The following is a 22,172-nucleotide window of genomic DNA, read 5'->3' as shown; positions in this document are numbered from 1 at the left end:
ATATGGAAACGACAGTAGCTGCTACTGGTACAGAAGGCCAAAAATGGGGTGGCGGCACACGACCACTCAACGCGAGTTATGGAAAGATGATGATGTGGTTCTTCATCCTGTCTGATGCACTTACCTTTTCTGGATTTCTAGCCGCATATGGTTTTTCCAGATTTAAGTTTATCGAGGAATGGCCTATCGCAGATGAGGTATTCAACCACTTCCCATTCATGCATGGTGTAGACGCACCTATGTTCTATGTGGCATTGATGACGTTTATCCTTATCGGTTCGTCTGTAACTATGGTGCTTGCCGTAGATGCAGGACATCACATGAACCGTAAGAAAGTGGCCTTTTATTTATTATTGACCATTATAGGTGGTTTGATTTTCGTTGGCTCACAAGCTTGGGAATGGAAAAACTTCATCGCTGGTGAGTATGGTGCAGTAAAAACAAAAGGAGGAAAAATTCTTCAGTTTGTTGACGCTCAAGGCGAAAGAGTAGCTCTCGAAGAGTTCGTAAGTGTTGGACCTAGAGAAGTGACCCCTTATGGTAAGAGTGAAGGAATCTGGTATGAGTCATCTGGATATGAGAATGCCAGCTATACACTTGCCGAAGTACAACAAGGATTTGCCGCACGTCCAGATCTATTGATCCGCACGCAGCAAATCATTGTAAATGAAGAAACTGGGGCGTCAGAAAAGACTATTTTATCTAGAGAAGAATCTGAATTCAAACTAGAAAATCAAGCTGTAGGTGTTGTAGAAGGTGCTAATTTGACCGAAAACGAATACGGTGCGCCGTTGTTTGCAGATTTCTTTTTCTTTATCACAGGCTTTCACGGCTTCCACGTTTTCTCTGGAGTTATATTCAACCTCATTATTTTCTTCAATGTTTTGTTGGGAACCTATGAGCGCAGAGGTAGCTATGAGATGGTAGAAAAGGTCGGTTTATATTGGCACTTTGTAGACCTTGTATGGGTATTTGTATTTACATTCTTCTACCTCGTTTAATTTTTTAAGATATCAAGATGGCAGATCACGCATCACACGCAGAACATAACGAACATAAACTGGCAATCTTTAGAGGTAGATTGAAGTTTAAGAATAATGTGCAGAAAATTTGGGGAGTCCTAATATTTCTTTCCATTGTGACCACGGTAGAAGTAGCTTTAGGATACATCAAGCCTGACTTTTTGAACGGTCAATTTTTAGCTTTGAAATACTTGAATTGGATATTTATCATCCTGACTTTAGTAAAAGCCTATTACATCACTTGGGACTTTATGCACATGAGAGATGAGGTAAGCGGCTTGCGTCGTGCCGTTGTCTGGACAGGAGTTTTCCTTATCATTTATTTGATAGCGATCCTACTGGTAGAAGGTGATTATATATATGAAGTTTATAAGAACGCCGCTGTAAGTTTTGACTTCTAGGCGATACTAATTACAAACATATAAAGGACGGTTTTTCCGTCCTTTTTTATACCACAACATGTCAGCAAAAAAGGACACTTACGATATCAAGAAAACGAATCCGTTTGCCAAGTATTTTGTCTTGGTGGTATTGTTTGCGCTACCATTGGTAGCTTACTTATTCTTTTTGGGAGGAAAGCATCATTTTGATACGCTTCCTGTAATGAATGAATCTGTTGGTTCATTAGAGAATTTTAGAACCTTGGAAGGTGATAGAGTCCAGCTTCAAGATAGTGTTAGTGTCATCACGTTGTTAGGAAGTAATCCTTATACCAGGTTGGGATACGTTTCGAATATTAATGAGAAGATCTATAAGGAGTTTCACGAGTTTGACACCTTTCAAATGATTTCTATCATACCACAAGATGGTGTTGCAGATATTGAAGAGATGCGTTCCCAGATGCGCGGCACTACAGACATTGAAGACTGGCATTTTGTAACGGCAACGGACCAACAAATCAAGGACTTTTATGCATCCTTAGATTCTGGGCTAGAGCTTAATGAAGATCTTTCATCCAACTACGCTTTTATCTTTGATAAAAATGGCGCATTGCGCGGTCGTGAGGCAGATGATAAAGATCCAGCACTTTACGGATACGATACAGAAAGCATCGCAGCATTACAAAAAACAATGATCGATGATATGCGAGTGCTGCTGGCAGAATATAGATTTGCCTTCAAGAAAAATCGCGACGATCAAATAAAGGACGATGAGTAAAGAAAACAATACGCCTTATTATATAGGACTTGGGATCATTATTTTGATCTTCGGTTATTTTGCCGTTACCAACATTATAGATTACGTCCAGAAGGATAAAGTCGTGGACAGCAACCGCAGCGAGGACCGTGACCCAGTCGCAGACAAATTTCTATACAAGTTCAATAAGGTTCCAGACTTTGAGTTTATCAATCAAAATGGAGATACTATTACCAATGAAACACTCTTAGGTAAGGTATATATTATTGATTTTTTCTTTACTACTTGTCCCACTATATGCACTCCTATGAGTCGTAACCTATCGATCGTTACAGAGAAGCTCGCCAAGTATGATGATTATAGATCTATTTCTATAAGTATAGATCCAGAAAACGATACTCCAGCAGTTTTGAAAGAGTACGCCGCGCGCTATAATGCTAATGATTCGATCTGGTATTTTTTGACAGGAGATAAGGCAGCGACCTATCAGCTTGCTCGAGAAGGATTCAGCTCCTTTGTTGCGGAAAGCGACGATCCAGCCATACGGTTTGAGCACAGCGGTAACTTTGCACTTGTAGATCAGGAAGGTTATATAAGATCCCGTAAGGATGCTTTTGGTAATTGGATCAAAGTATATAGCGGTATTGAAGAAAATGGCTTTCCTGCCATGATCAAGGAGATTACAGAAGACGCAGAAACCCTTTTGAATAAATAATCATGTTAGAAAAACGTGGCCCAGCGATCATTATCGCAATTTCAATCATCGTACCGCTAGTTGTGGTCGTGCTCATGTTCATGCCAGAACGTTACAACTTTCTAGGAGTAGAATCTGGACTGTTCCCATTGTTCCACGCCATTTTAAATGGTAGTACCGCAATTTTGCTCATCACGGGTCTGACCCTTATCAAATCAGGCAATCGCAAGGCGCACCGTGCCGTGATGACAACAGCTTTTGTATTGAGCGCGATTTTTCTCGTGAGCTATGTCATCTCAAAAATAAGCAATGAACCTGTTGCCTATCCAGAAGATGCACCGTTGCGCATGGTGTATCTGTTTATCTTGATCACGCACATAGTATTATCAGGTATCATCTTGCCACTCGTATTATATACCATGTATTTTGCATGGAACAAGCGATTTGAACGACACAAGAAAATAGCACGTTGGACCTTTCCTATTTGGCTATACATTGCCATTACCGGTGTTTTGGTTTACGTGTTTATGCAACCTTATTATTAAATACCTTGAAAAAGCTCGTTACTCTTATTGTAGTTCTTCTTTTTTCCGCTTTCGCGAAAGCGCAATGTGCCATGTGCCGTGCCGTTATTGAAAGTGGCGGTAGCACTGCCGAAGCTGAAGGATTGAATAACGGAATCACCTATCTCATGATTTTCCCATACCTACTGGTAGGCGGAATTATTTACATGATCTATCGCAGTACCTCACGCAAAAAGGTGAATTAACGCATATTTAACAGCCATTATGTAACTATTGGATTTAATTGGAGTCTATATAGGTGCACTTTTGTGCGCTGAAATATTTGCCCATGATTGAAATCAAAGACCTCCATAAGTCCTACAAAACAGGTAGTAACTCGCTACACGTACTCAAGGGAATCAATTTTAGCGTTAAAGAAGGTGAGTTGGTCTCCATCATGGGGTCTTCAGGATCTGGTAAATCAACACTGTTAAATATTCTGGGAATGCTGGATGAGGCAGATGAAGGCAGCTACACACTAGACGGTACACCCATCAAAAACCTTAACGAAAAGATCGCAGCGCGTTACCGCAACAAATTCTTGGGCTTCATATTTCAATCCTTCAATTTGATTGGCTACAAAAATGCAATCGATAACGTTGCTTTACCGCTATATTACCAAAAGATCTCTCGTAAAGAACGAGAAGAAAAGGCCATGCATTATCTGGAAAAAGTAGGCCTTGCAGAATGGGCAGACCATCTACCTAACCAACTTTCTGGTGGACAAAAGCAACGTGTTGCCATCGCCCGAGCACTGGCTAGTGACCCCAAAGTACTACTCGCAGATGAACCTACTGGTGCCCTTGATACCAAAACCTCTTATGAAGTTATGGATTTGATCCAAGGAATCAATGAAGAAGGTCGTACGATTCTAGTCGTTACCCACGAGCCAGATATTGCTCAAATGACAAAGCGCATCGTGAACCTTAAAGACGGTCGCATCATTGACGACACTATGGTGGATCAAGTAAAAGCCTTGGCTCATGTTTAGTATAGAAAGCTGGCAAGAAATTTTTGAAACCATACGCAAGAACAAATTACGCACGTTCCTCACGGCGTTTTCTGTGTTTTTGGGAATTTTTATTCTAGTCATTCTCATGGGATTCTCCAATGGTATTGAGAATGGCGTGAAGTCAGAATTTGAGAGCGATGCCACCAATAGAATATCCATACGTACGGGAACCACAACTAAAAGTTATAACGGTCTCAATCCTGGCAGAAACCTGCAGTTGCGTAACGGCGATTATGATAATTTGAGCCAGCGGTATGAAGACCAGATCGAGTATAAAACGGGTACATACTCCACTTGGGGTGGCCAGGTAAATTATAAGCAGCAGCAAGGTAATTATCGTATCGAAGGTGCAAATGCCGACCAGCAATTCATAGAAAATCAATCCATGGTCGTCGGTCGTTTCCTCAATCAAACGGATCTCGAAGAAAAGAAAAAGGTTGCCGTCATCGGTAACCAAATGAAACTGGATTTGTTTAAAGACGAAGATCCTATCAACAAAACCATTTTACTGAATAACAACATCAACTTTAGAGTGGTAGGTATTTACACAGATCCAGGCGGCAATCGAGAAGAGTCTAGATTGTTTATTCCTTTGACTACTGCACAGCAAGTATTTAATGCTGGAGATAACATACGCAGTATTGCGTACACGGTAAAAATGAGTGACAACTTTGATGAGGCTGTGGATTTAAGTATGGCAATGTCACAGTCCATTGATCAGGATTTGAGAAGCAGATTTTCTGTCTCACCAGACGACCGCTCTGCAGTACGTGTGGACAATACTTTAGAGCAGGCACAAAAAATCTACGGACTTATCGATACTATTAGAGCCGTGTTCTGGTTCATAGGAATTGGAACGATCATCGCTGGTATTGTAGGCGTGAGTAACATCATGCTGATTATTGTAAAGGAACGTACTAAGGAAATAGGTATACGTAAGGCTTTGGGAGCACTGCCATCGGCCATTACGGGAATGATCCTTCAAGAAGCCATTTTTATCACGGCTATAGCAGGATTCATTGGATTGTTTGCTGGTGTTCTTGCCATGGAAGCTATTGGACCTTTAGTAGAGACCGATTTTCTCAAGTATCCTAAAGCAGACCTCAAGACATCATTAACTACGGTAATTATTTTGATTATAGCTGGAGCGATCGCAGGATACATTCCAGCCCGTAGAGCGGCAAACATTAAACCAATTGAAGCTTTAAGAGACGAATAATATGTTTAGCAAGGACCGATGGAATGAAATATTAGAAGCGCTCAACGCAAATAGGTTCAGGACCTTTTTGACAGCATTTGGTGTATTTTGGGGTATCCTCATTTTAGTGTTATTGCTGGCCATGACTAATGGTCTTAAGACTGGTGTTAGTAAAGATTTTGGTGACTTTGCTACCAACTCCATGTTCATGTGGGCTCAAAGAACTTCCATGCCCTACAAGGGTTTTGAGAAAGGACGTCGTTTTGATTTGAAAATAGGCGATGTAGATGTGCTCAAAAGAAAATTCCCAGAACTTAAATATGTCTCTCCTAGATTTAGATTAGGTGGCTATCGTGGCGCTAACAACGTTACACGCAATGAAAAAACGGGAGCTTTTGAGATCAGTGGTGATTACCCAGAATTTATCAATCAGCAACCTATGGATATCATTAAGGGTAGGTTCATTAGTTACTCAGATATCGATAATAATTTAAAGTCTGCCGTGATAGGTGTGGATGTAGTAAAGACTCTATACGATGTAGGTGTAGATCCTATAGATACGTACATTTCCATCAATGGCGTCAATTTTAAAGTGGTAGGCGTGTTTCAAAACCCTAACAGTTCAGGAGACTCTGAAGAAGAGGCTAATACCATTTATCTACCATTTACCACATTTGCAAAATCCTTTAATTCTGGAGACAATGTTGGATTCATGGCGATTACCGCTTATGATGACTATAATATTACAGAGCTCAAACCACAAATACTGGCTACCATCAAAGAACAGCGCAGTGTGCATCCTAATGATGAGCGTGCCCTAGGGAACTATGATATCGCCGAGCAGTTTGCCAAAGTAAACGGCCTGTTCAATATTCTATCGTTTGTTGGCTTTTTCGTTGGCGGATTAATCTTGATTTCAGGTGGTATAGGAATCAGCAATATTATGTTGATTGTCGTTAAGGAAAGAACTAATGAAATAGGTGTACGTAGAGCATTGGGAGCAACACCTTGGGATATCAAGGCACAGATCCTGCAGGAAAGTGTCGTCCTGACATTAGCTGCTGGTTTTGCAGGAATTGCTTTTTCTGCTGGAGTCATTTGGATCATGAATTTCGTCCTGGATCAGAATGGTCCTGTGGAGAATTTTGCCAATCCAACCGTAAATATCAATGTCATTTTCATCGCTTTGACCATTTTGGTAATCGCTGGTTTGCTAGCTGGATTCATACCAGCATCTAGAGCGACACAAATGAAGCCAGTAGACGCATTAAGAACAGAATAAATAAACAAAAAGAATAAACTCAACTAGAAATGAAACGAAAAGGAACCATCATACTACTGTCCGTTATCGTGCTCTCAGTCATCGCTGGAATATGGTACATCGTCGTTAAAGACCTGGAAGATCCTGTAGAATATGCTACAGAAATGCCAGAGCAAAGAACGATTGTAAAAGAGACGGTTGCCACAGGAAGCATTGTTCCTAAGGAAGAAGTCAACATTAAACCCAACATTTCTGGAGTTATTGAAACGATTCACGTAGAAGCTGGTGAATATGTCGAGGCTGGAGACCTTATTGCAGATATTAAAGTGGTACCTAATGTAAGTTCTTTGACCAGTGCTAAAAATAGCATTGCCTCTCAAAGAAACGCTGTGGAAACAGCAAAACTGGCATTTGACAATCAGACCGCGATCTATAATAGACAAAAGGAACTTTTTAATAAAGGAGTGATTTCTGCAAACGATTTTGACATTGCCCAAAACAACTACAACAATGCTAGACAACGCTTTGAACAAGAAAAAGTTGCCTTGACTGGAGCTAGTCAAAACTATGACATCATACGTACGGGTACCACCGCAGGATTGGGAGAATATGCCAATACCAATGTGAGAGCCACAGTATCTGGAATGGTCCTAGACGTACCGGTTAAAGTTGGTAACCAGGTCATAGAAGCAAACAACTTCAATGAAGGTACAGCGATCGCACTTATTGCAGATGTTAATAAAATGATATTTGAAGGAAAAGTTGACGAGTCTGAAGTAGGTAAAATCAAAGAAGGATTACCACTGGAAATTACCGTTGGTGCCTATGACAACAAAAAATTTGATGCCGTTCTTGATTACATCGCTCCTAAAGGTGTTGCGGAAAACGGCGCCATACAATTTGCTATAAAAGGAACATTAAAGCAAAGTGAAGATAATTCCTTTGTACGTGCAGGCCTTAGTGCAAATGCTAGCATCATTCTGGATAAGGCAGAAGATGTTCTCGCGATCAAAGAAGCTTTGGTACAATACGACCCAACTACCAAAAAGCCATTTGTAGAAGTAGCCGTTGGAGATCAGGAATTTGAAAAGAGAGACATAGAGTTAGGATTGAGTAACGGTATTTATGTAGAAATCAAAAGTGGTATTACCAGCAACGATCGTATCAAAGTCTGGAACGCCTTGAAACCAGCGGCAACAGCAACTAATTACGGCGGTTAGAAAAATCTTGTAACAAATACCAATTAAGAACTACCTATAGACATTACCAGATTATGAAGAACTTAATTATTTGCATGGCAGTTTTTGGTTGTTTCGCTTTCGCGAAAGCGCAAACCCCAACAGCCTCTACTAACAATAAGCAATGGACCTTGAGCGAGTGTGTGCAATACGCACTGGAAAACAACATATCCATCAAGCAAAGCCAGCTGGACATAGAATCTGCAGATGCTGATAGACTTAACGCCTTTGGAAACTTTTTGCCTACAGCAAATGCTTCAGGTGGCGTTTCAGAAAATACAGGTCTTAGTTTTAACCCGGTGACAAACAATGCTCAAACCACGACGTTTCTATCTGTTACTGGTAGAATAAATGTAGGTTACACGTTATTTGATGGTTTGAGAAATGTGAGACAGCTACAACAAGCTAAAATCGCTCAGATCGCTAGCTTGTACAGGCTGGACAAAATGAAGGATGACATCTCATTATTTGTGGCAAATAGTTATTTGGAAATTCTTACCAACAAGGCAAACCTGGAAGTTCTTCAATCTCAAAATCAAGTAACTCTAGATCAAATCGAGCGTACAAAGGAATTAGTAGACGCTGGACAATTGCCTAAAGGTGATCTTCTTGAGATCCAAGCGACCAACGCATCAGAGCAGCAGCAAATCATCAATGCTCAAAATGCCGTTACCATAAGTAAGATAAGTCTGGCGCAATTACTTCTCATAAAAGACTACGAGACTTTTGACATCGCAGACGATGATTATGAGATTATTGACGAAAGTATTGCTAGCAAACCTGTAAGCGAAATTATTGCTGGAGCAGAAAGCAATCGCTCTGAAGTTAAAATCGCCGAAAAGGAAGTTGAGCTTGCAAAAAAATCTTTGCAAATCGCCAAAGGAGCCTATTATCCTAGTTTGAGCGCGTTCTTTGGGTATGATACACGTTACACTGATGCAACATCTTTTACTCAAACTGTAGATCCAGACAATCCTGTTTCTATAGAACAGATAGGTGTGGTTCAAGAAACCGGACAAGCTGTGGTTGGTGAATTTCCCAACACCATAGCCACCTTACGTGGTGCTGATCCATTTATTGACCAGTTGTATCAAAACGATGGTATCGCTTATGGTTTCCAATTAAGCATTCCCATATTCAATGGTTTCAGTGTTCGTAGCAACGTGCAGCGCAACCAAGTAAACCTTAAAAGAACGGAATATCAATTAGAGCAAGCAAAGCTGGATCTTGAAAGTAACGTTTATCAAGCTTATGTAGATGTGAAAGGTGCACGCGAGTCCTATGAAGCAGCAAAAAAGGCAGTAGAGTCTCAAGAACTGGCTTACAACTATGCCACAGAACGATATGATGTAGGGTTGACGAATGCTTTTGATTTCAGCCAGAGTAAGTTGAGATATGACAATTCAAAAATCAATCTGAATCAAGCCAAATTCAATTACCTATTTAGACTTAAAGTGCTTGAATTGTTCTTTGGTATTGAACCAACAGATTTAAAACTATAGAAGATGAATAGAAAATTACTAATAGCATTAATTATTGTTGGAGTACTGGTAATCGGGTTTGGTGCGCTTAAGGTTTTAGGTGTCATAGGATCTTCAGATGAAGGTACTAAGGTAGAAACCATGATCGTTGAGAAAATGGACGTGACTGAAACCGTTAGCGCTACTGGTAAAATCAAACCAGAAATTGAGGTAAGTATATCACCTGAAGTTCCTGGAGAAATCATTCAGTTAAATGTAAAGGAAGGCGAGGCTGTAGAGAAAGGTCAGTTGCTCGTTATGATCAACCCTGATTTGTTGGAGTCTAGTGTTAACAGATCAAGAGCAGGTCTTTCCAATTCTAGATCTAACTATGCACAAGCTCAGGCCAGTCTTACAGAAGCTAAAGCCAATTTTGAGCGCAGCTCAAAATTATTTAAGAAAGGCGTCATATCGCAATCAGATTACGATACTGCGCTAGCTAATTACGATCGTGCTCAGGCAGCAGAACGTTCGGCTTACTTTAGCGTTCAAAGTGCGGCAGCAACCGTAAATGAAGCTGCAGATAATTTGGGACGTACCAGTATTTATGCACCTATGACAGGTACCGTTTCTCTTCTTGCCGTTGAATTGGGTGAAAGAGTAGTGGGAACTCAGCAAATGGCTGGTACTGAATTGTTGCGGGTAGCAGATCTTTCCCAAATGGAAGTTGAGGTAGATGTCAATGAAAATGACATTGTAAAGATCAATGTAGGCGACAAAGCCATTGTGGAAGTTGACGCGTACCTTAAAAAGGAATTTGAGGGTCAAGTAACTGAGATTGCAAATACGGCAACAGGAACGCTTACTGCAGATCAAGTGACGAACTTTAAAGTTAAAATTAGAATCCTTTCTGAATCCTATAAAGATCTCACCGAGGGAAAACCAGACAATTACAGTCCTTTCAAACCTGGAATGACGGCTACTGTGGATATTATTACAAAAGAACGTAAAGATGCTATTGCCGTGCCTATAAGCGCGATTGTAGTAAAAAATGACACCACAAGCTCCTACAAAAAACCTGAAGTCACATCGAACACTGAAAAGTTTGAATGTGTCTTTGTTGAGGAAAATGGTAAGGCAAAATTGAAGGTGGTCAAAACAGGAATTCAAGACGATAAAAACATTGTCATCATTTCTGGTTTGGAGCCTGGTGAAACAGTGATCACAGGTCCTTATAGAACAGTTACAGATGTTCTCAAAAGCGGAACCAAAGTAAATGCCAAGTCTACGCCAGATAAAAAAGCAGCTGAGACTGAATAATCATTTGGTATGCCTTTGATTCTTTGCTTGGAAACCTCTTCTACCAATTGCTCTGTTGCATTAGCAACTAATCGAGGTAGTTTTGAAAATGACTTAGGCGTAGTGAACTGCTTGGATCTTAATGAAGATCAAAGCGACTCTTACAGCCATGGAGAACGACTTCACGTTTTTATTGACGGGATACTCAAAAGGAATGAGTTATCAACCACAGACCTTGATGCTATAGCCGTAAGTAAAGGTCCTGGTTCTTATACGGGTTTACGAATAGGAGTCGCAAGTGCAAAAGGCTTATGCTTTGCGTTAGACATACCATTAATCGCCATCGATACATTGGAGTCACTTGCCTTGCAAGCTCCTCAACCATCTAATTACGTGATCCCGATGTTAGACGCTCGTCGCATGGAGGTTTATACCAGTGTTTTTCAAAACAATAAAAAGATCAAGGAAACGACAGCTGCCATCTTGGAACCTACCACATTCCAGCAAATTTTAAATGAAAATAATGTTACTGTCATAGGTTCTGGAGCCTTGAAATTTAAAGAACTCAACAAGGATCATAAGAACACTTATGTTGATGCCTTACCGACCGCCTTAACTATGTGTGATCTTGCCATGGCTGCCTATAAAAAAAGCGATATCGTAGAAGACATCGCTTATTTTGAACCCTTTTACTTGAAGGAGTTTAAATCAAATTGACCTTTTTTAAGGTAGATTTTGAATTTACTTTTTATTCAAAAACCTTATTAATTGTAACTTGAGAATATTACTAAGTAATACGCATAAATGTTTGGAGACCAATATTTACCCATTTATCGCCACAACTCTATTGATTTTACCTGGAATCATTTCTTTCAACATCGTTTCGATTCCATTTTTTAGGGTCATGGTTGAACTAGGACAACCGCTACAAGCTCCTTGAAGTATGACATTTACCTCTTGGGAGTTTTCATCATAGCTTTCAAAGGCTATGTTACCACCATCACTCGCTACAGCTGGTCGTATGTACTCATCTAGTATTTCTACGATCTTTTTTGAGACCTCACTCAAATTCTCAAACTTAGGCAAGCTCATTTCCTCGCCTTTCTCTTTGGAAGTGCCCGCACTGTATTTGGAAACACCTATCTCTTCGCCGTTTTCAATGGACTCTTTTATAAATGACCTGATTTCATTGGTGATTTCTGGCCACTCAACTATATCATGCTTTGTGACTGATATATAGTTCTCATCCACAAAGATTTCTTTTACAAATGGAAAGGTGTACAGCTTTCGCGAAAGCGAACCAGATTCAGTATCCTCAATTGTTTTAAACTCCTGACTGGTGACCGTCAGCTTCTTATTAGCGACATACTTCATCACGGACGGATTAGGAGTAGCCTCTGCATAAACAGTTACTGGAACCTTCTTGACTTCGCCTTCTTCTGGTAGTAGAGGCTTGTCGCTGTTGAGGTATTGTTCGATTTGTTCTGCGACCTCATCCTGTACATCGCTCCATTCAACAATGTCATAGCGTTCAATAGCAATGAAGTTTTGGGCGATATAGACCGTTTTCACAAACGGCAGGTAGAAAAGCTGTTGTGCTAGTGGTGATGGCTTTGCCTCATCAATATTTTTAAACTCATAACTGTGATTCTTCACTAAAAACTGGTTGCTTTCAAACTTAACGATAGCATCATTTGTAGTGGAAACGACTTTTATGGTGTGTGTGCTCATAGCTTAATTATTATGCTTGCAAAGATAGAGCGATCATAGATCAATCGGCTTTATTTGTAAATGCATTCTTTTATGGTTCAATGGTCAAATACAATCGTTAACCTAGACTAGATGCCTTGCCTGATTGTTGCTATTATATGATATATTTGAAGCAATGGACAATAACAGGCAAAATGTATTTGTCGCGATAAAACAAATAGTACCGCCTTGCGTTATTTCTGTAGAATTTACTTGATGAAGCATTTTTTCTTTTTCCTCTCATTTGTCTGCCTTGTTAACTTGAGCACTGCTCAAGAAGGAATACCGGTGTATCAGGATTATTTGATGGACAATCTGTACCTATTACATCCATCCATGGCGGGTGCTGCAAATTGCGGTAAAGTAAGAGCCACGGCAAGACAGCAATGGTTTGATCAAGAGGATGCTCCTAACTTGCAAACCTTGAGTTTTAATACCGCGATAGGACAAAATAGTGGTATAGGTGCGATTGTATTTAATGACAAAAACGGGTATCACTCACAGACAGGTGCCTACTTATCTTATGCATATCACTTGCAAGTAGGTGGTGGTTATGAGGATTTGAACCGATTGTCTTTTGGCGCAAATGTAGGATTGGTACAAAGCCGCCTGGATGAGACCAGCTTTGACCGTACGAACTTTGACCCTATTATTACTGGCGTTCTCGTTAGTGACTCCTATTTCAACATTGATTTTGGGATGTCTTATCTGTACAAGGATTTCTTTGTTCATGCCACGCTGAAAAACCCCATTTTTCAAAATCGTGAGATATACTCAGAAGGTTTTGAGAGTACCAACCAGCTGCGCTACATCGTAAATGCCGGCTATTTGATCGCTCCCAGAAAATCTGACTGGCAATTTGAACCATCTGTATTGTACCAGCGTACAGATCGTACCAAGGAACAATTTGTGGACCTTAATGCCAAAGCTTTCTATGACTTGAATGAGGATACAACCCTTTACATGGGACTTTCCTATCGTCAAAGTTTTGAAGGAGCCGAATTCCAGAATGGAGCCGATATCCAGCAACAAAACCTATCCTTACTGTCACCCTTCATAGGAGCAAAATTTGACAGCTTTACCGTAGGCTATACCTATAGCCAGCAATTTGGCGAGGTTCAGTTTGCGAGTGGTGGTTTTCACCAGATCACGTTGGGAATTGACTTCTTATGTACCAAGGATCGCTGGAGCTGTAATTGCCCGGCGGTGAACCTATAAGCCTTACCGTTTTGTCCAAAACCAGAAAACTTCTCAATGACGAGCTGGATAGGCTGTCACCAGATCGCTTTCGCGAAAGCGAAAAAACACCACTCATCATCGTTCTTGACAATGTTCGCAGTTTGAACAACGTGGGAAGCGTTTTCCGCAGTGCAGATGCCTATCGTGTAGAGAAAATATATCTGTGCGGTATTACCGCGCAGCCACCGCATCGAGAGATACGCAAGACCGCACTGGGCGCAACCGAAAGTGTCGCTTGGGAATATGTAGAAAATACCATAGATGTCATCAAAACACTCAACGATGCTGGTTATACCACATGCGCGATCGAGCAGGCAGAACGCTCTCAAAACCTCTACAATTTTTCACTATCTAAAGGTGATAAGGTCGCCGTCGTGCTGGGCAATGAAGTCAAAGGTGTGCAACAAGACGTGGTAGATGCCTGCAAGGAAGTGATTGAACTGGATCAATTCGGCACCAAGCACAGTTTAAATATTTCAGTTTGTGCTGGGATCGTGATGTATGATATCTTTAATAAGATTAGTTGGCTACGATAGCTTCACTTATTTGTTCTAAAACCTTGATGTAATCTGCTTGATTATTCACAAAATCCAGATCTGTCACGTCAATGACTTTTATCTTTAGGTCCTTCTGCGATCTGATGAAGTCAGAATACCCTTGTTGTATCTGCGCTAAATAACTGGCTTCAATATTTTGTTCATAGTCGCGACCGCGTTTCTTGATGTTTTCGAGTAATCGTTCCTCGGTTTGATAGAGATATACGTAAAGGTCTGGCTTGACCAGTTCCTTATACATCATATTGAAGAGACGCTTGTAAAGCGCGTACTCTTCTGAATGTAAGGTGATTTTACTGAAAATCAATGACTTGATTACATAATAATCTGCCACGGTAAAGTTGGAGAACAGCTCATGCTGTGCCACATCATCACTAAGCTGTTGGTAGCGATCTGCTAGAAAGGACATCTCTAGCGGAAAGCTGTAACGCTCTTTATCTTCATAGAAAAGTGGTAAAAACGGGTTGTCCGCAAAACGTTCCAGTACGCATTTACCTTTAAAATCCTCACTGATCTTATGGGCCAGGCTGGTTTTTCCAGATCCTATATTTCCCTCAATCGCAATAAAGTTGAGCTGATCAATGGGAAATCTATTCAAGGCAAGATGATCGTTGTCCAGGCTGCTTTTATTCTTGGAAATAAGATTGTCGAGAATCTGTTTTCGCGAAAGCGATATTCCACTTTCCTCCACCAAATGTTCTAGTTCTTTTGAAAATGCCAGTGAACCTATCGTTTTTTTGAGAACAGGATGTTCTACATCACTGGCGATGGCGCTTAAAGGTTTCAGGACAAAATCTCGATCCAGCATATGTGGATGCGGTACCGTGAGCTGTGGATCGTCCATGATCACATCGTCATAAAGAAGTATGTCCAGATCAATAACTCGGTTTTCATAGCTCTCACCAGTTTTGGGCAGTCGTCCCATGGACTTCTCGATGCCCTGCAAGATTTCTAGGGCTTCCGCAGGTGTTTTGATCGCATGCACCAGTATGCAGCTGTTCAAAAAGTCATTGCCGTCAAAACCCATGGCAGGAACTTCATAAACCGGCGCCACTTTGATGATGAGCCCCAATTGCTGCTCAATAAGATCTACGGCGTCGCATAGGTTCTCAAACCTATCGCCTAGATTACTTCCTAATGCTATGAAAATCTTATGGTTATGATGTAGCGTGATGGCAATTACTTTTGCAGCAAATTAAGGAATATTAGCGAACTGCTTTGGTACTTTTGCAGCATTATGAAACAGCTCATAGGCAAGGATTTACGACTGGCTCACCGTATTTATCTGGTGCTCGCCGCCTTGTTTATTTGCTCGCTGGTAGTATCAAATTTGATCTTCCAGAAGTTCTTTTACTGGAATCCCTTTGGGTGGTTCAGGTTTGAACTCTCGGTTGGTTTACTGCCATATCCCATTACTTTTTTGATTACTGACCTCGTGAGTGAGATCTATGGCAGGCGCAAGGCAAACGATCTGGTTCTAGCAGGAATCTTTGCATCGGTCTTTAGTTTAGGGATTATTCATGTGGCGGATATTGCACCGGCGATTCCGGAAAGTGCCATACAGGACGATGTGTTTACAAAGGTCTTTGGCGCTACCACGCTGGCCGTAATCTCCAGCATGATGGCTTATTTGTTTGCCCAATTTGTGGACATACAGATCTACCATTTTTGGAAAAGGGTTACAAAGGGAAAGATGCTATGGCTGCGTAATAATTTGAGCACGTTCTTCTCACAGTTTGTAGATACCATGTCGGTACTGTTATTGCTGTGTTATGCAGGAATATTGTCTTGGGATAAGTTCTGGCCATTATTGGGCGCTGGTTTCTTTTTTAAAGTGCTCGTGGCCTTGTTTGACACACCATTGCTATATGCCGGTGTCTATATATTTAGAAGACTGTTTCGTCTGGAACAGGCTCAAGAAATTCAAATTGATTAATACATTTTAAGTGATATGAAAAAGTTTTTTAAGATTCTGGGAATCGTGATTCTAGTACTGGTTCTGGCCATCGTTGCCGCTCCATTTTTATTTCAGGATCAAATCGCGCAGGCTGTCAAGGACAAGCTCAATGCATCTCTGGATGCGCAGATTGAATTTGGCGAGGTGGATTTGAGCTTTATCAAAGCCTTTCCAGACGCACGTCTCAACATTGAGGATTTGTCCATCATCAACAAAGAGCCATTTGCCGGCGACACCTTGTTCTATGCCCAGCAAACCTACCTGGACCTGCCGCTTTTTGACGTGTTCAATAAGGCAGACGAGCCCATTCGTATCAATGAGCTTATTGTCAATAATGCTGTTTCACGTTTAAAAGTCAATGAAGAAGAAGTGGCTAACTGGGATATCGCTTCCGCGAAAGCGGACTCCCAACAACCTCAAGACACCTCTTCAGGCTTCACTTTTGACCTTAAACATTACGAGATCACAAATTCTGAACTCTCCTATGAAGATATCAGCACTAAAAACATATTGGTCCTAACTGATCTGCAACACAGCGGTAATGGTGATTTTTCACTGGCGAGCAGTACGCTGGATACAGAAACGTCTGCACTTGTGATCTACAGTCTGGATGATATTGAATATTTATCAGGACAACGTGTGCAACTGGATGCAGATATCCTGATGGATCTGGACAATCAAAAATATACGCTCAAGGACAACAAGGCACTGGTCAATGATCTGGAACTGGAACTACAGGGTTTCATTGATCTGGAAGAAGAATCTACCATTGTAGATCTTACCTTTAATGCACCGTCATCTGATTTCAAGAACTTCTTTGCCATCATTCCAGAAACTTACAGGTCTAATCTAGATGGAATCACCACCACAGGTGACTTTACAGTGAACGGTTCTATAAAAGGCCAAGTGACAGATGAGTTGATCCCATTATTGGATATACGAGTTAAATCTGATAATGCGTCTTTCAAATATCCAGATTTACCACAAAAAGTGACCAATATCTATATTGACGCTCAACTCATGAACACAACGGGTAAAGTCGATGATACTTATCTGAATATTGCCAATACTTCTTTCAACATAGGTAAGGATCGCATGCAGGGTAACGCCATGATCACGGCACTTACCTCTAATATGAATGTGGATCTCAATGCTCAAGGAAATCTGGATCTAGGTAACCTTTCACAATCCTTTCCATTGCCAGAGGACATAGATCTGGATGGTAGGCTAGCGCTGGATATGGCAGCTCAATTTGATATGGAAAGCATTGAAAAGGAACGCTACGAACGAGTAAGAACTAAAGGAACCGCATCATTAACTGACTTCAAATACATAGGTACTGCGTTTAAAAATCCATTTTTGATCAATAGGGCAGATATAGATTTGAATACATCTACCATAAAGCTTAATGCTTTTGATGCCATCACTGGTAACACAGACATTAAAGCTAGTGGGACCATCAATAATTTGATAGGTTTCTTGCTACAAGATCAAGGTTTGAAAGGAAACTTCAACTTGAGGTCCAATAGTTTTGACGTTTCTGACTTTATGGAAGAAACTACTGAAGTCGCCAGTGCTAATCAAACTTCTACAGCAACCACTAGCGAGGCAGTGAAGATTCCTGCTTTTCTTGATGCGCAACTGGACTTCAATTTAGGCCAAGTGCTATACGATGGATTGACTCTTAAAAATGTAAAAGGAATCGCAATGGTGCGTGATGAAACCTTGACATTGAACAATACCAGTACGGATATTTTTGGTGGTGCGATCACGGTAGCTGGATCTGTGAGTACAAAAGGTGCGACACCGCAATTCAACATGAATTTGAACATGGCCAGTCTGGATATTGCGCAGTCCTTTCAAGGTTTTGAGATGTTCCAGACCTACGTCCCTATCATTCAAGCCTTACAAGGTAAAATCAATACCAATATTGACATAAAAGGAAACTTGACAGATGACCTGTCACCTATATTAACTTCCATAAGTGGTGATGCCCTAGCCGAATTACTTACCAAAGAAATTTTACCTGGATCTGCGCCATTACTGGATAAACTGGATGAAAAATTAAGCTTTATTAGCCTCAAAGACATCGATCTTACCGACCTTAAAACCAAATTGAGGTTTCAAGATGGTGCGGTACAGGTAAGTCCGTTTGATTTTAAGGTCAAGGACATTGTCGTGACGGCTAGTGGTAGACACAGCTTGACTAATGAAATGGATTACACCATGAACCTAAAAGTACCTGCTAAGTATTTGGGTAAAGATGGCGCTGCGCTGCTTTCAAAACTTCAGGATAGTGAAATTGAGAATCTAACCGTGCCTGTTCCTGTGCGTTTTTCAGGATCTTTTGCGGCTCCTAATGTTCAAGTGAATTTGGAATCTGCGATTACCAATTTGACCAATCAAATCGTAGAAATCCAGAAGCAGAAACTTAAGGATCGAGGTGAGAGTGCGCTAGGCGGAGCGATAGATGACTTAACTACTGGCAAAAATCCACTAGGTGGTATTAAAGATGTGCTTACCGGTAAAAAACCAGCGGCTGAAGATACTACCGCTATTAAAAAACCAACAGACTCTGTTGCAAAACCAGCACCCAAAGAACAAGTCAAGGAAACCGCCCGCAATCTTTTGAACGGTTTGCTGAAGAAAACGAAGGATACTACTGGGAAGAATTAGTTGTAGTTCGATAATGAGCTGATATCAGTTATATGTATAATTATTTTTAAATACAATTTTGAAAAAGGGAACTATGAAAAATGCGGTGACGATTTGCATCATTAGTTTAGTATCGATGATATCAAATGCTCAAGATAAAATTGGAGTATTTGCAGGTGTTAGCGCTGTATCCTTATCTGATGGCCTCTTAGAAAGGGTTGGAATAACTAGTAGCAACTCTTTCGTTTTCCATGCTGGGGTGAATTATGAAACAGTTGTTACAGACAAAATATCATTCGCACCTAAATTGGTTTATTCTCAACAAGGTGATCGTGAAGACGACATAAGAGGTATTCAATATTCTACCTCTTACATCAATGCCCCATTGAATTTTAAGTTCTTTAATCAGCCATATATTCTCGCTGGACCGCAAATAGGTTTCTTGATAGACACAGATAAAAGAGACCGCGATTATGGAGATTTAAAGACTTTAGATTACGGTCTTAATTTAGGAGTTGGTTGCGACATTAAAGACTTTTTTATTGAACTCAACCTATATCAAGGATTTAATGAACTGATCGATGTCCAATTTGAACAACGCAATCCATTTAGGGATATTGACTTGCAAGCGACCAATACGCTAATCCAGTTGAGTTTGGGGTATCATTTTGACTTGTAACTTTAGTCAAAGGCCATAAACTTACCATTTAGTCCACCTTCAAATCCACCACAAAGCCTTCATGGCTGCGTATGTTCATGACTTTGCCGCTTTCAAAAATGAAGTATTGACCTTTGATACCTATCAACTTTCCAGAATGTTCAGGTGTTTTTGAAAGATTGACGCTGGATACTTTTTTTGGGTATTGCAGTACGGGAAAATGAATATGCGTTTCTTCCTTTACGGGTAGAATAAACTCTCGGGCTTCTTCTGGGATGAGGTCGAGCACGCTTTCGCGAAAGCGTAATAAATCAACATCCTCAATATCATTAGTGAGCATTTTTCTCCAATTGGTCTTGTCGGCAACTTTTTCTTTTAAAGCTACCTCTGTGATTCCGGCGAGGTAACGATTAGGTGCCTCGAGAATCGCAACGGCCTCGTGGGCACCTTGATCGATCCATCGAGTAGGAATTTGGGTCTGACGAGTGACGCCTACCTTGATGTTGCTGGAGTTTGCCAAATAAACGATGTGAGGCTTGAGTTGTACTTTCTTTTCATATTCCAGATCGCGATCTTCCTCATCCAGATGGGCGCGGCTCAGTTCTGGTTTCATGATCCAATCACCCGCTTGAGGTATGCTGGAAAAACAGTCGTAACAAAATCCCTGACGCCATATTTTCTTGTCCAGCCCGCAATTGAGGCACTCGTTTGCCACGTGTTTGATCGTAATATGATGGTCGAGTAACTGGTTGGCATGCACAAACTCATCCCTAAAAACCATATAGTATTGAACGGTTTCCTGAAGTTCTGTTTGCATTTTACGAATGGTGCCGCTTACAATCATTTTAGGTATAGGTTGAAAGAAATTGAATTATATTGCCCCAAAAATACCCTAAACCCAGTAGAGCGTGGCCATACCTTTAGTCAATTCTGTAGTTTCCTGGTTCTTGAAAAAGAGAATTCACGACATGGAGTTGTTTATGAAACACCCACAAGAACTGCAAAACAACTTATTGCTGGAGCTGGTGCAGCAGGCCAAGAATACCGAGGTTGGGAAAAAATACGGCTTTCAATCCATTACCAGCTATGAACGATTTAGGGATCAAGTGCCTATTTCAAATTATAGCGATGTACAAGAAGATCTGGAACGTACCCGTCGTGGCGTCAACAATATATTCTGGCCAGAAGAGATCAAATTTTTTGCGATGTCCAGCGGTACAACCAGCTCTCGCAGCAAATTCATACCGGTAAGCCAGCAGTCATTACAGGACTGCCATTATGCAGCAGCTAAGGACCTGTTATGCATGTACCTTAACAACAATCCAGAATCCAGATTGTTTACGGGTCGTGGTTTACGATTAGGCGGCAGCAAGACCTTGGATAAAAGCTCTGGCACATCAGCTGGAGATTTGAGTTCCATTTTGATAGACAACATGCCGTTTTGGGCAGATTATAGTTCTACGCCTACTAATGAGGTCGCCTTAATGGCCGATTGGGAAACCAAAATGCCAGCGATCGTTGCAGAAACGATTAAGGAAGACGTCACAAGTCTTGCCGGTGTGCCTTCATGGATGATGGTGCTGCTCAATAAAGTACTTGAGACGACAGGAAAAGATCATATCCTACAAGTATGGCCGCACATGGAAGTGTTTTTTCATGGTGGCGTAAGCTTTGAGCCTTACCAGGAACCTTTTAAGAAATTACTACCTAGTAGTGACATTAAGTACTATGAAACTTATAACGCTAGCGAAGGGTTTTTTGCCATACAGGATCAAAATGATAGTAAAGAATTACTGCTCATGCTGGATTACGGCATCTTCTATGAATTCATTCCCATGAAAACCTATGGAACACCTGATGAGATAGCCATTCCATTGGAGCAAGTCGAGATAGGTGAGAATTATGCCATCATCATAACCACTAACGCTGGGTTGTGGCGCTACAAAATAGGTGACACGGTTAGATTCACCAGTACCTCGCCATACCGTATAAAAGTGACCGGTAGAACCAAGCACCACATCAACGTTTTTGGTGAAGAGTTGATTATTGAAAATGCAGAGCAAGCACTGAAAAAAACGCTTAAAAAAATCCCTTGTGTCATAAAAGATTACACGGTAGCGCCGATCTTCATGAAAGACAAAGAGAAAGGTGCGCACGAATGGCTTATAGAATTTGACCAACTTCCAGAAAACGAAGAGGCTTTTAGGGAGCTGCTGGATCATCATTTGCAAGAAGTCAACAGCGACTATGCCGCAAAGCGCTACTTAAACACCACCTTGCGGGAACCTACCATCCATTTTGCACAACCAGACCTGTTTTATAATTGGCTCAAGTCCAAAAATAAATTAGGCGGGCAGCATAAAATTCCAAGACTTTCTAATACCAGAGTTTATCTAGACGAGTTGATGGAAATGCAAGACCACGTTTAACACTTTGAACCCTTAAGATTTAGCGGTTAATATTTTCCTATTCCTTG

General features: G+C 40.9%; 22 protein-coding genes. 19 read left to right on the top strand and 3 right to left on the bottom strand.

Annotated features, from left to right (window positions below):
• The first annotated feature begins 2 nt into the window (after nt 1–2).
• The 13 genes from BST86_RS11155 (at nt 3) to tsaB (ending at nt 11,601) form a co-directional block, all read left to right on the top strand.
• Nucleotides 3–1,001 carry a cytochrome c oxidase subunit 3 gene (locus BST86_RS11155; protein ID WP_105983316.1) on the top strand — a complete coding sequence of 333 codons (999 nt, stop codon included), beginning with the start codon at nt 3–5 and terminating at the stop codon, nt 999–1,001.
• 17 nt (nt 1,002–1,018) lie between these two features.
• Complete coding sequence (locus tag BST86_RS11150; RefSeq protein WP_055411300.1) at nt 1,019–1,423, top strand: cytochrome C oxidase subunit IV family protein; 405 nt, start codon at nt 1,019–1,021, stop codon at nt 1,421–1,423.
• 58 nt (nt 1,424–1,481) lie between these two features.
• Nucleotides 1,482–2,180, top strand: a complete 699-nt coding sequence (locus BST86_RS11145; protein WP_105983315.1) for a membrane or secreted protein — start codon at nt 1,482–1,484, stop codon at nt 2,178–2,180.
• Nucleotides 2,173–2,874 (top strand): SCO family protein, encoded by a 702-nt coding sequence (locus BST86_RS11140; RefSeq protein WP_105983314.1) that lies wholly within the window; start codon nt 2,173–2,175, stop codon nt 2,872–2,874. Before BST86_RS11145 ends, BST86_RS11140 begins: the two co-directional genes overlap by 8 nt.
• Before the next feature lie 2 nt (nt 2,875–2,876).
• Complete coding sequence (locus BST86_RS11135) at nt 2,877–3,398, top strand: DUF420 domain-containing protein (RefSeq protein WP_105983313.1); 522 nt, start codon at nt 2,877–2,879, stop codon at nt 3,396–3,398.
• A 5-nt stretch (nt 3,399–3,403) separates the two neighbouring features.
• The gene (locus tag BST86_RS11130) at nt 3,404–3,622 is read left to right on the top strand and encodes a hypothetical protein (RefSeq protein WP_105983312.1); all 219 of its coding nucleotides are present in this window, start codon (nt 3,404–3,406) and stop codon (nt 3,620–3,622) included.
• Nucleotides 3,623–3,705: 83 nt separating this feature from the next.
• Entirely contained in the window at nt 3,706–4,407 is a 702-nt protein-coding gene (locus tag BST86_RS11125) for an ABC transporter ATP-binding protein (RefSeq protein WP_055411295.1), read from the top strand.
• Nucleotides 4,400–5,647, top strand: a complete 1,248-nt coding sequence (locus BST86_RS11120) for an ABC transporter permease (protein ID WP_105983311.1) — start codon at nt 4,400–4,402, stop codon at nt 5,645–5,647. The genes BST86_RS11125 and BST86_RS11120 overlap by 8 nt, the downstream gene beginning before the upstream one ends.
• Nucleotide 5,648: 1 nt before the next feature.
• The gene (locus BST86_RS11115; protein ID WP_105983310.1) at nt 5,649–6,908 is read left to right on the top strand and encodes an ABC transporter permease; all 1,260 of its coding nucleotides are present in this window, start codon (nt 5,649–5,651) and stop codon (nt 6,906–6,908) included.
• Nucleotides 6,909–6,937: 29 nt separating this feature from the next.
• Nucleotides 6,938–8,107 carry an efflux RND transporter periplasmic adaptor subunit gene (locus tag BST86_RS11110; protein ID WP_105983309.1) on the top strand — a complete coding sequence of 390 codons (1,170 nt, stop codon included), beginning with the start codon at nt 6,938–6,940 and terminating at the stop codon, nt 8,105–8,107.
• A gap of 53 nt (nt 8,108–8,160) precedes the next feature.
• Nucleotides 8,161–9,627, top strand: a complete 1,467-nt coding sequence (locus BST86_RS11105; protein ID WP_105983308.1) for a TolC family protein — start codon at nt 8,161–8,163, stop codon at nt 9,625–9,627.
• A gap of 3 nt (nt 9,628–9,630) precedes the next feature.
• Nucleotides 9,631–10,905 carry an efflux RND transporter periplasmic adaptor subunit gene (locus BST86_RS11100; protein ID WP_105983307.1) on the top strand — a complete coding sequence of 425 codons (1,275 nt, stop codon included), beginning with the start codon at nt 9,631–9,633 and terminating at the stop codon, nt 10,903–10,905.
• Nucleotides 10,906–10,914: 9 nt separating this feature from the next.
• Nucleotides 10,915–11,601 carry a tRNA (adenosine(37)-N6)-threonylcarbamoyltransferase complex dimerization subunit type 1 TsaB gene (gene tsaB, locus BST86_RS11095; RefSeq protein WP_105983306.1) on the top strand — a complete coding sequence of 229 codons (687 nt, stop codon included), beginning with the start codon at nt 10,915–10,917 and terminating at the stop codon, nt 11,599–11,601.
• A gap of 105 nt (nt 11,602–11,706) precedes the next feature.
• Here the strand turns inward: tsaB and BST86_RS11090 are convergent, their stop codons facing one another.
• Nucleotides 11,707–12,615, bottom strand: a complete 909-nt coding sequence (locus tag BST86_RS11090; RefSeq protein WP_105983305.1) for a NifU family protein — start codon at nt 12,613–12,615, stop codon at nt 11,707–11,709.
• 234 nt (nt 12,616–12,849) lie between these two features.
• Between BST86_RS11090 and BST86_RS11085 the strand changes: the two genes are divergently transcribed.
• Both BST86_RS11085 and BST86_RS11080 read left to right on the top strand, forming a co-directional pair.
• Nucleotides 12,850–13,851, top strand: a complete 1,002-nt coding sequence (locus tag BST86_RS11085; protein ID WP_105983304.1) for a PorP/SprF family type IX secretion system membrane protein — start codon at nt 12,850–12,852, stop codon at nt 13,849–13,851.
• Nucleotides 13,852–13,862: 11 nt separating this feature from the next.
• Nucleotides 13,863–14,408: an RNA methyltransferase gene (locus BST86_RS11080; RefSeq protein WP_105983303.1), complete on the top strand. Its 546-nt coding sequence runs from the start codon at nt 13,863–13,865 to the stop codon at nt 14,406–14,408.
• Here BST86_RS11080 and folK read toward each other — a convergent pair.
• Nucleotides 14,392–15,570, bottom strand: coding sequence for a 2-amino-4-hydroxy-6-hydroxymethyldihydropteridine diphosphokinase (folK, locus tag BST86_RS11075; RefSeq protein WP_317046556.1), 1,179 nt, complete (start codon nt 15,568–15,570; stop codon nt 14,392–14,394). The two genes, BST86_RS11080 and folK, sit on opposite strands and share 17 nt — an antisense overlap.
• A gap of 93 nt (nt 15,571–15,663) precedes the next feature.
• On the opposite strand from folK, the gene BST86_RS11070 reads away from it, so the two are divergent.
• The 3 genes from BST86_RS11070 to BST86_RS11060 all read left to right on the top strand — a co-directional run bounded on the left by BST86_RS11070 (nt 15,664) and on the right by BST86_RS11060 (nt 19,717).
• Nucleotides 15,664–16,362, top strand: a complete 699-nt coding sequence (locus BST86_RS11070) for a queuosine precursor transporter (protein WP_105983301.1) — start codon at nt 15,664–15,666, stop codon at nt 16,360–16,362.
• 15 nt (nt 16,363–16,377) lie between these two features.
• Nucleotides 16,378–19,059 (top strand): AsmA family protein, encoded by a 2,682-nt coding sequence (locus BST86_RS11065; protein WP_105983300.1) that lies wholly within the window; start codon nt 16,378–16,380, stop codon nt 19,057–19,059.
• A gap of 73 nt (nt 19,060–19,132) precedes the next feature.
• Complete coding sequence (locus tag BST86_RS11060; protein WP_105983299.1) at nt 19,133–19,717, top strand: porin family protein; 585 nt, start codon at nt 19,133–19,135, stop codon at nt 19,715–19,717.
• Nucleotides 19,718–19,745: 28 nt separating this feature from the next.
• Here BST86_RS11060 and BST86_RS11055 read toward each other — a convergent pair whose 3' ends face one another.
• Nucleotides 19,746–20,540 (bottom strand): DUF2797 domain-containing protein, encoded by a 795-nt coding sequence (locus tag BST86_RS11055; protein ID WP_105983298.1) that lies wholly within the window; start codon nt 20,538–20,540, stop codon nt 19,746–19,748.
• Between the two features lie 64 nt (nt 20,541–20,604).
• Between BST86_RS11055 and BST86_RS11050 the strand changes: the two genes are divergently transcribed.
• Entirely contained in the window at nt 20,605–22,125 is a 1,521-nt protein-coding gene (locus BST86_RS11050) for a GH3 auxin-responsive promoter family protein (RefSeq protein WP_105983297.1), read from the top strand.
• The last annotated feature ends 47 nt before the right edge of the window (nt 22,126–22,172 follow it).

Origin of the sequence: Nonlabens agnitus (genome assembly GCF_002994045.1) — a bacterium.
GTDB lineage: Bacteria > Bacteroidota > Bacteroidia > Flavobacteriales > Flavobacteriaceae > Nonlabens > Nonlabens agnitus.
The sequence above is the reverse complement of the archived record's forward strand: the minus strand, read 5'-3'. Positions and strand labels throughout refer to the sequence as shown.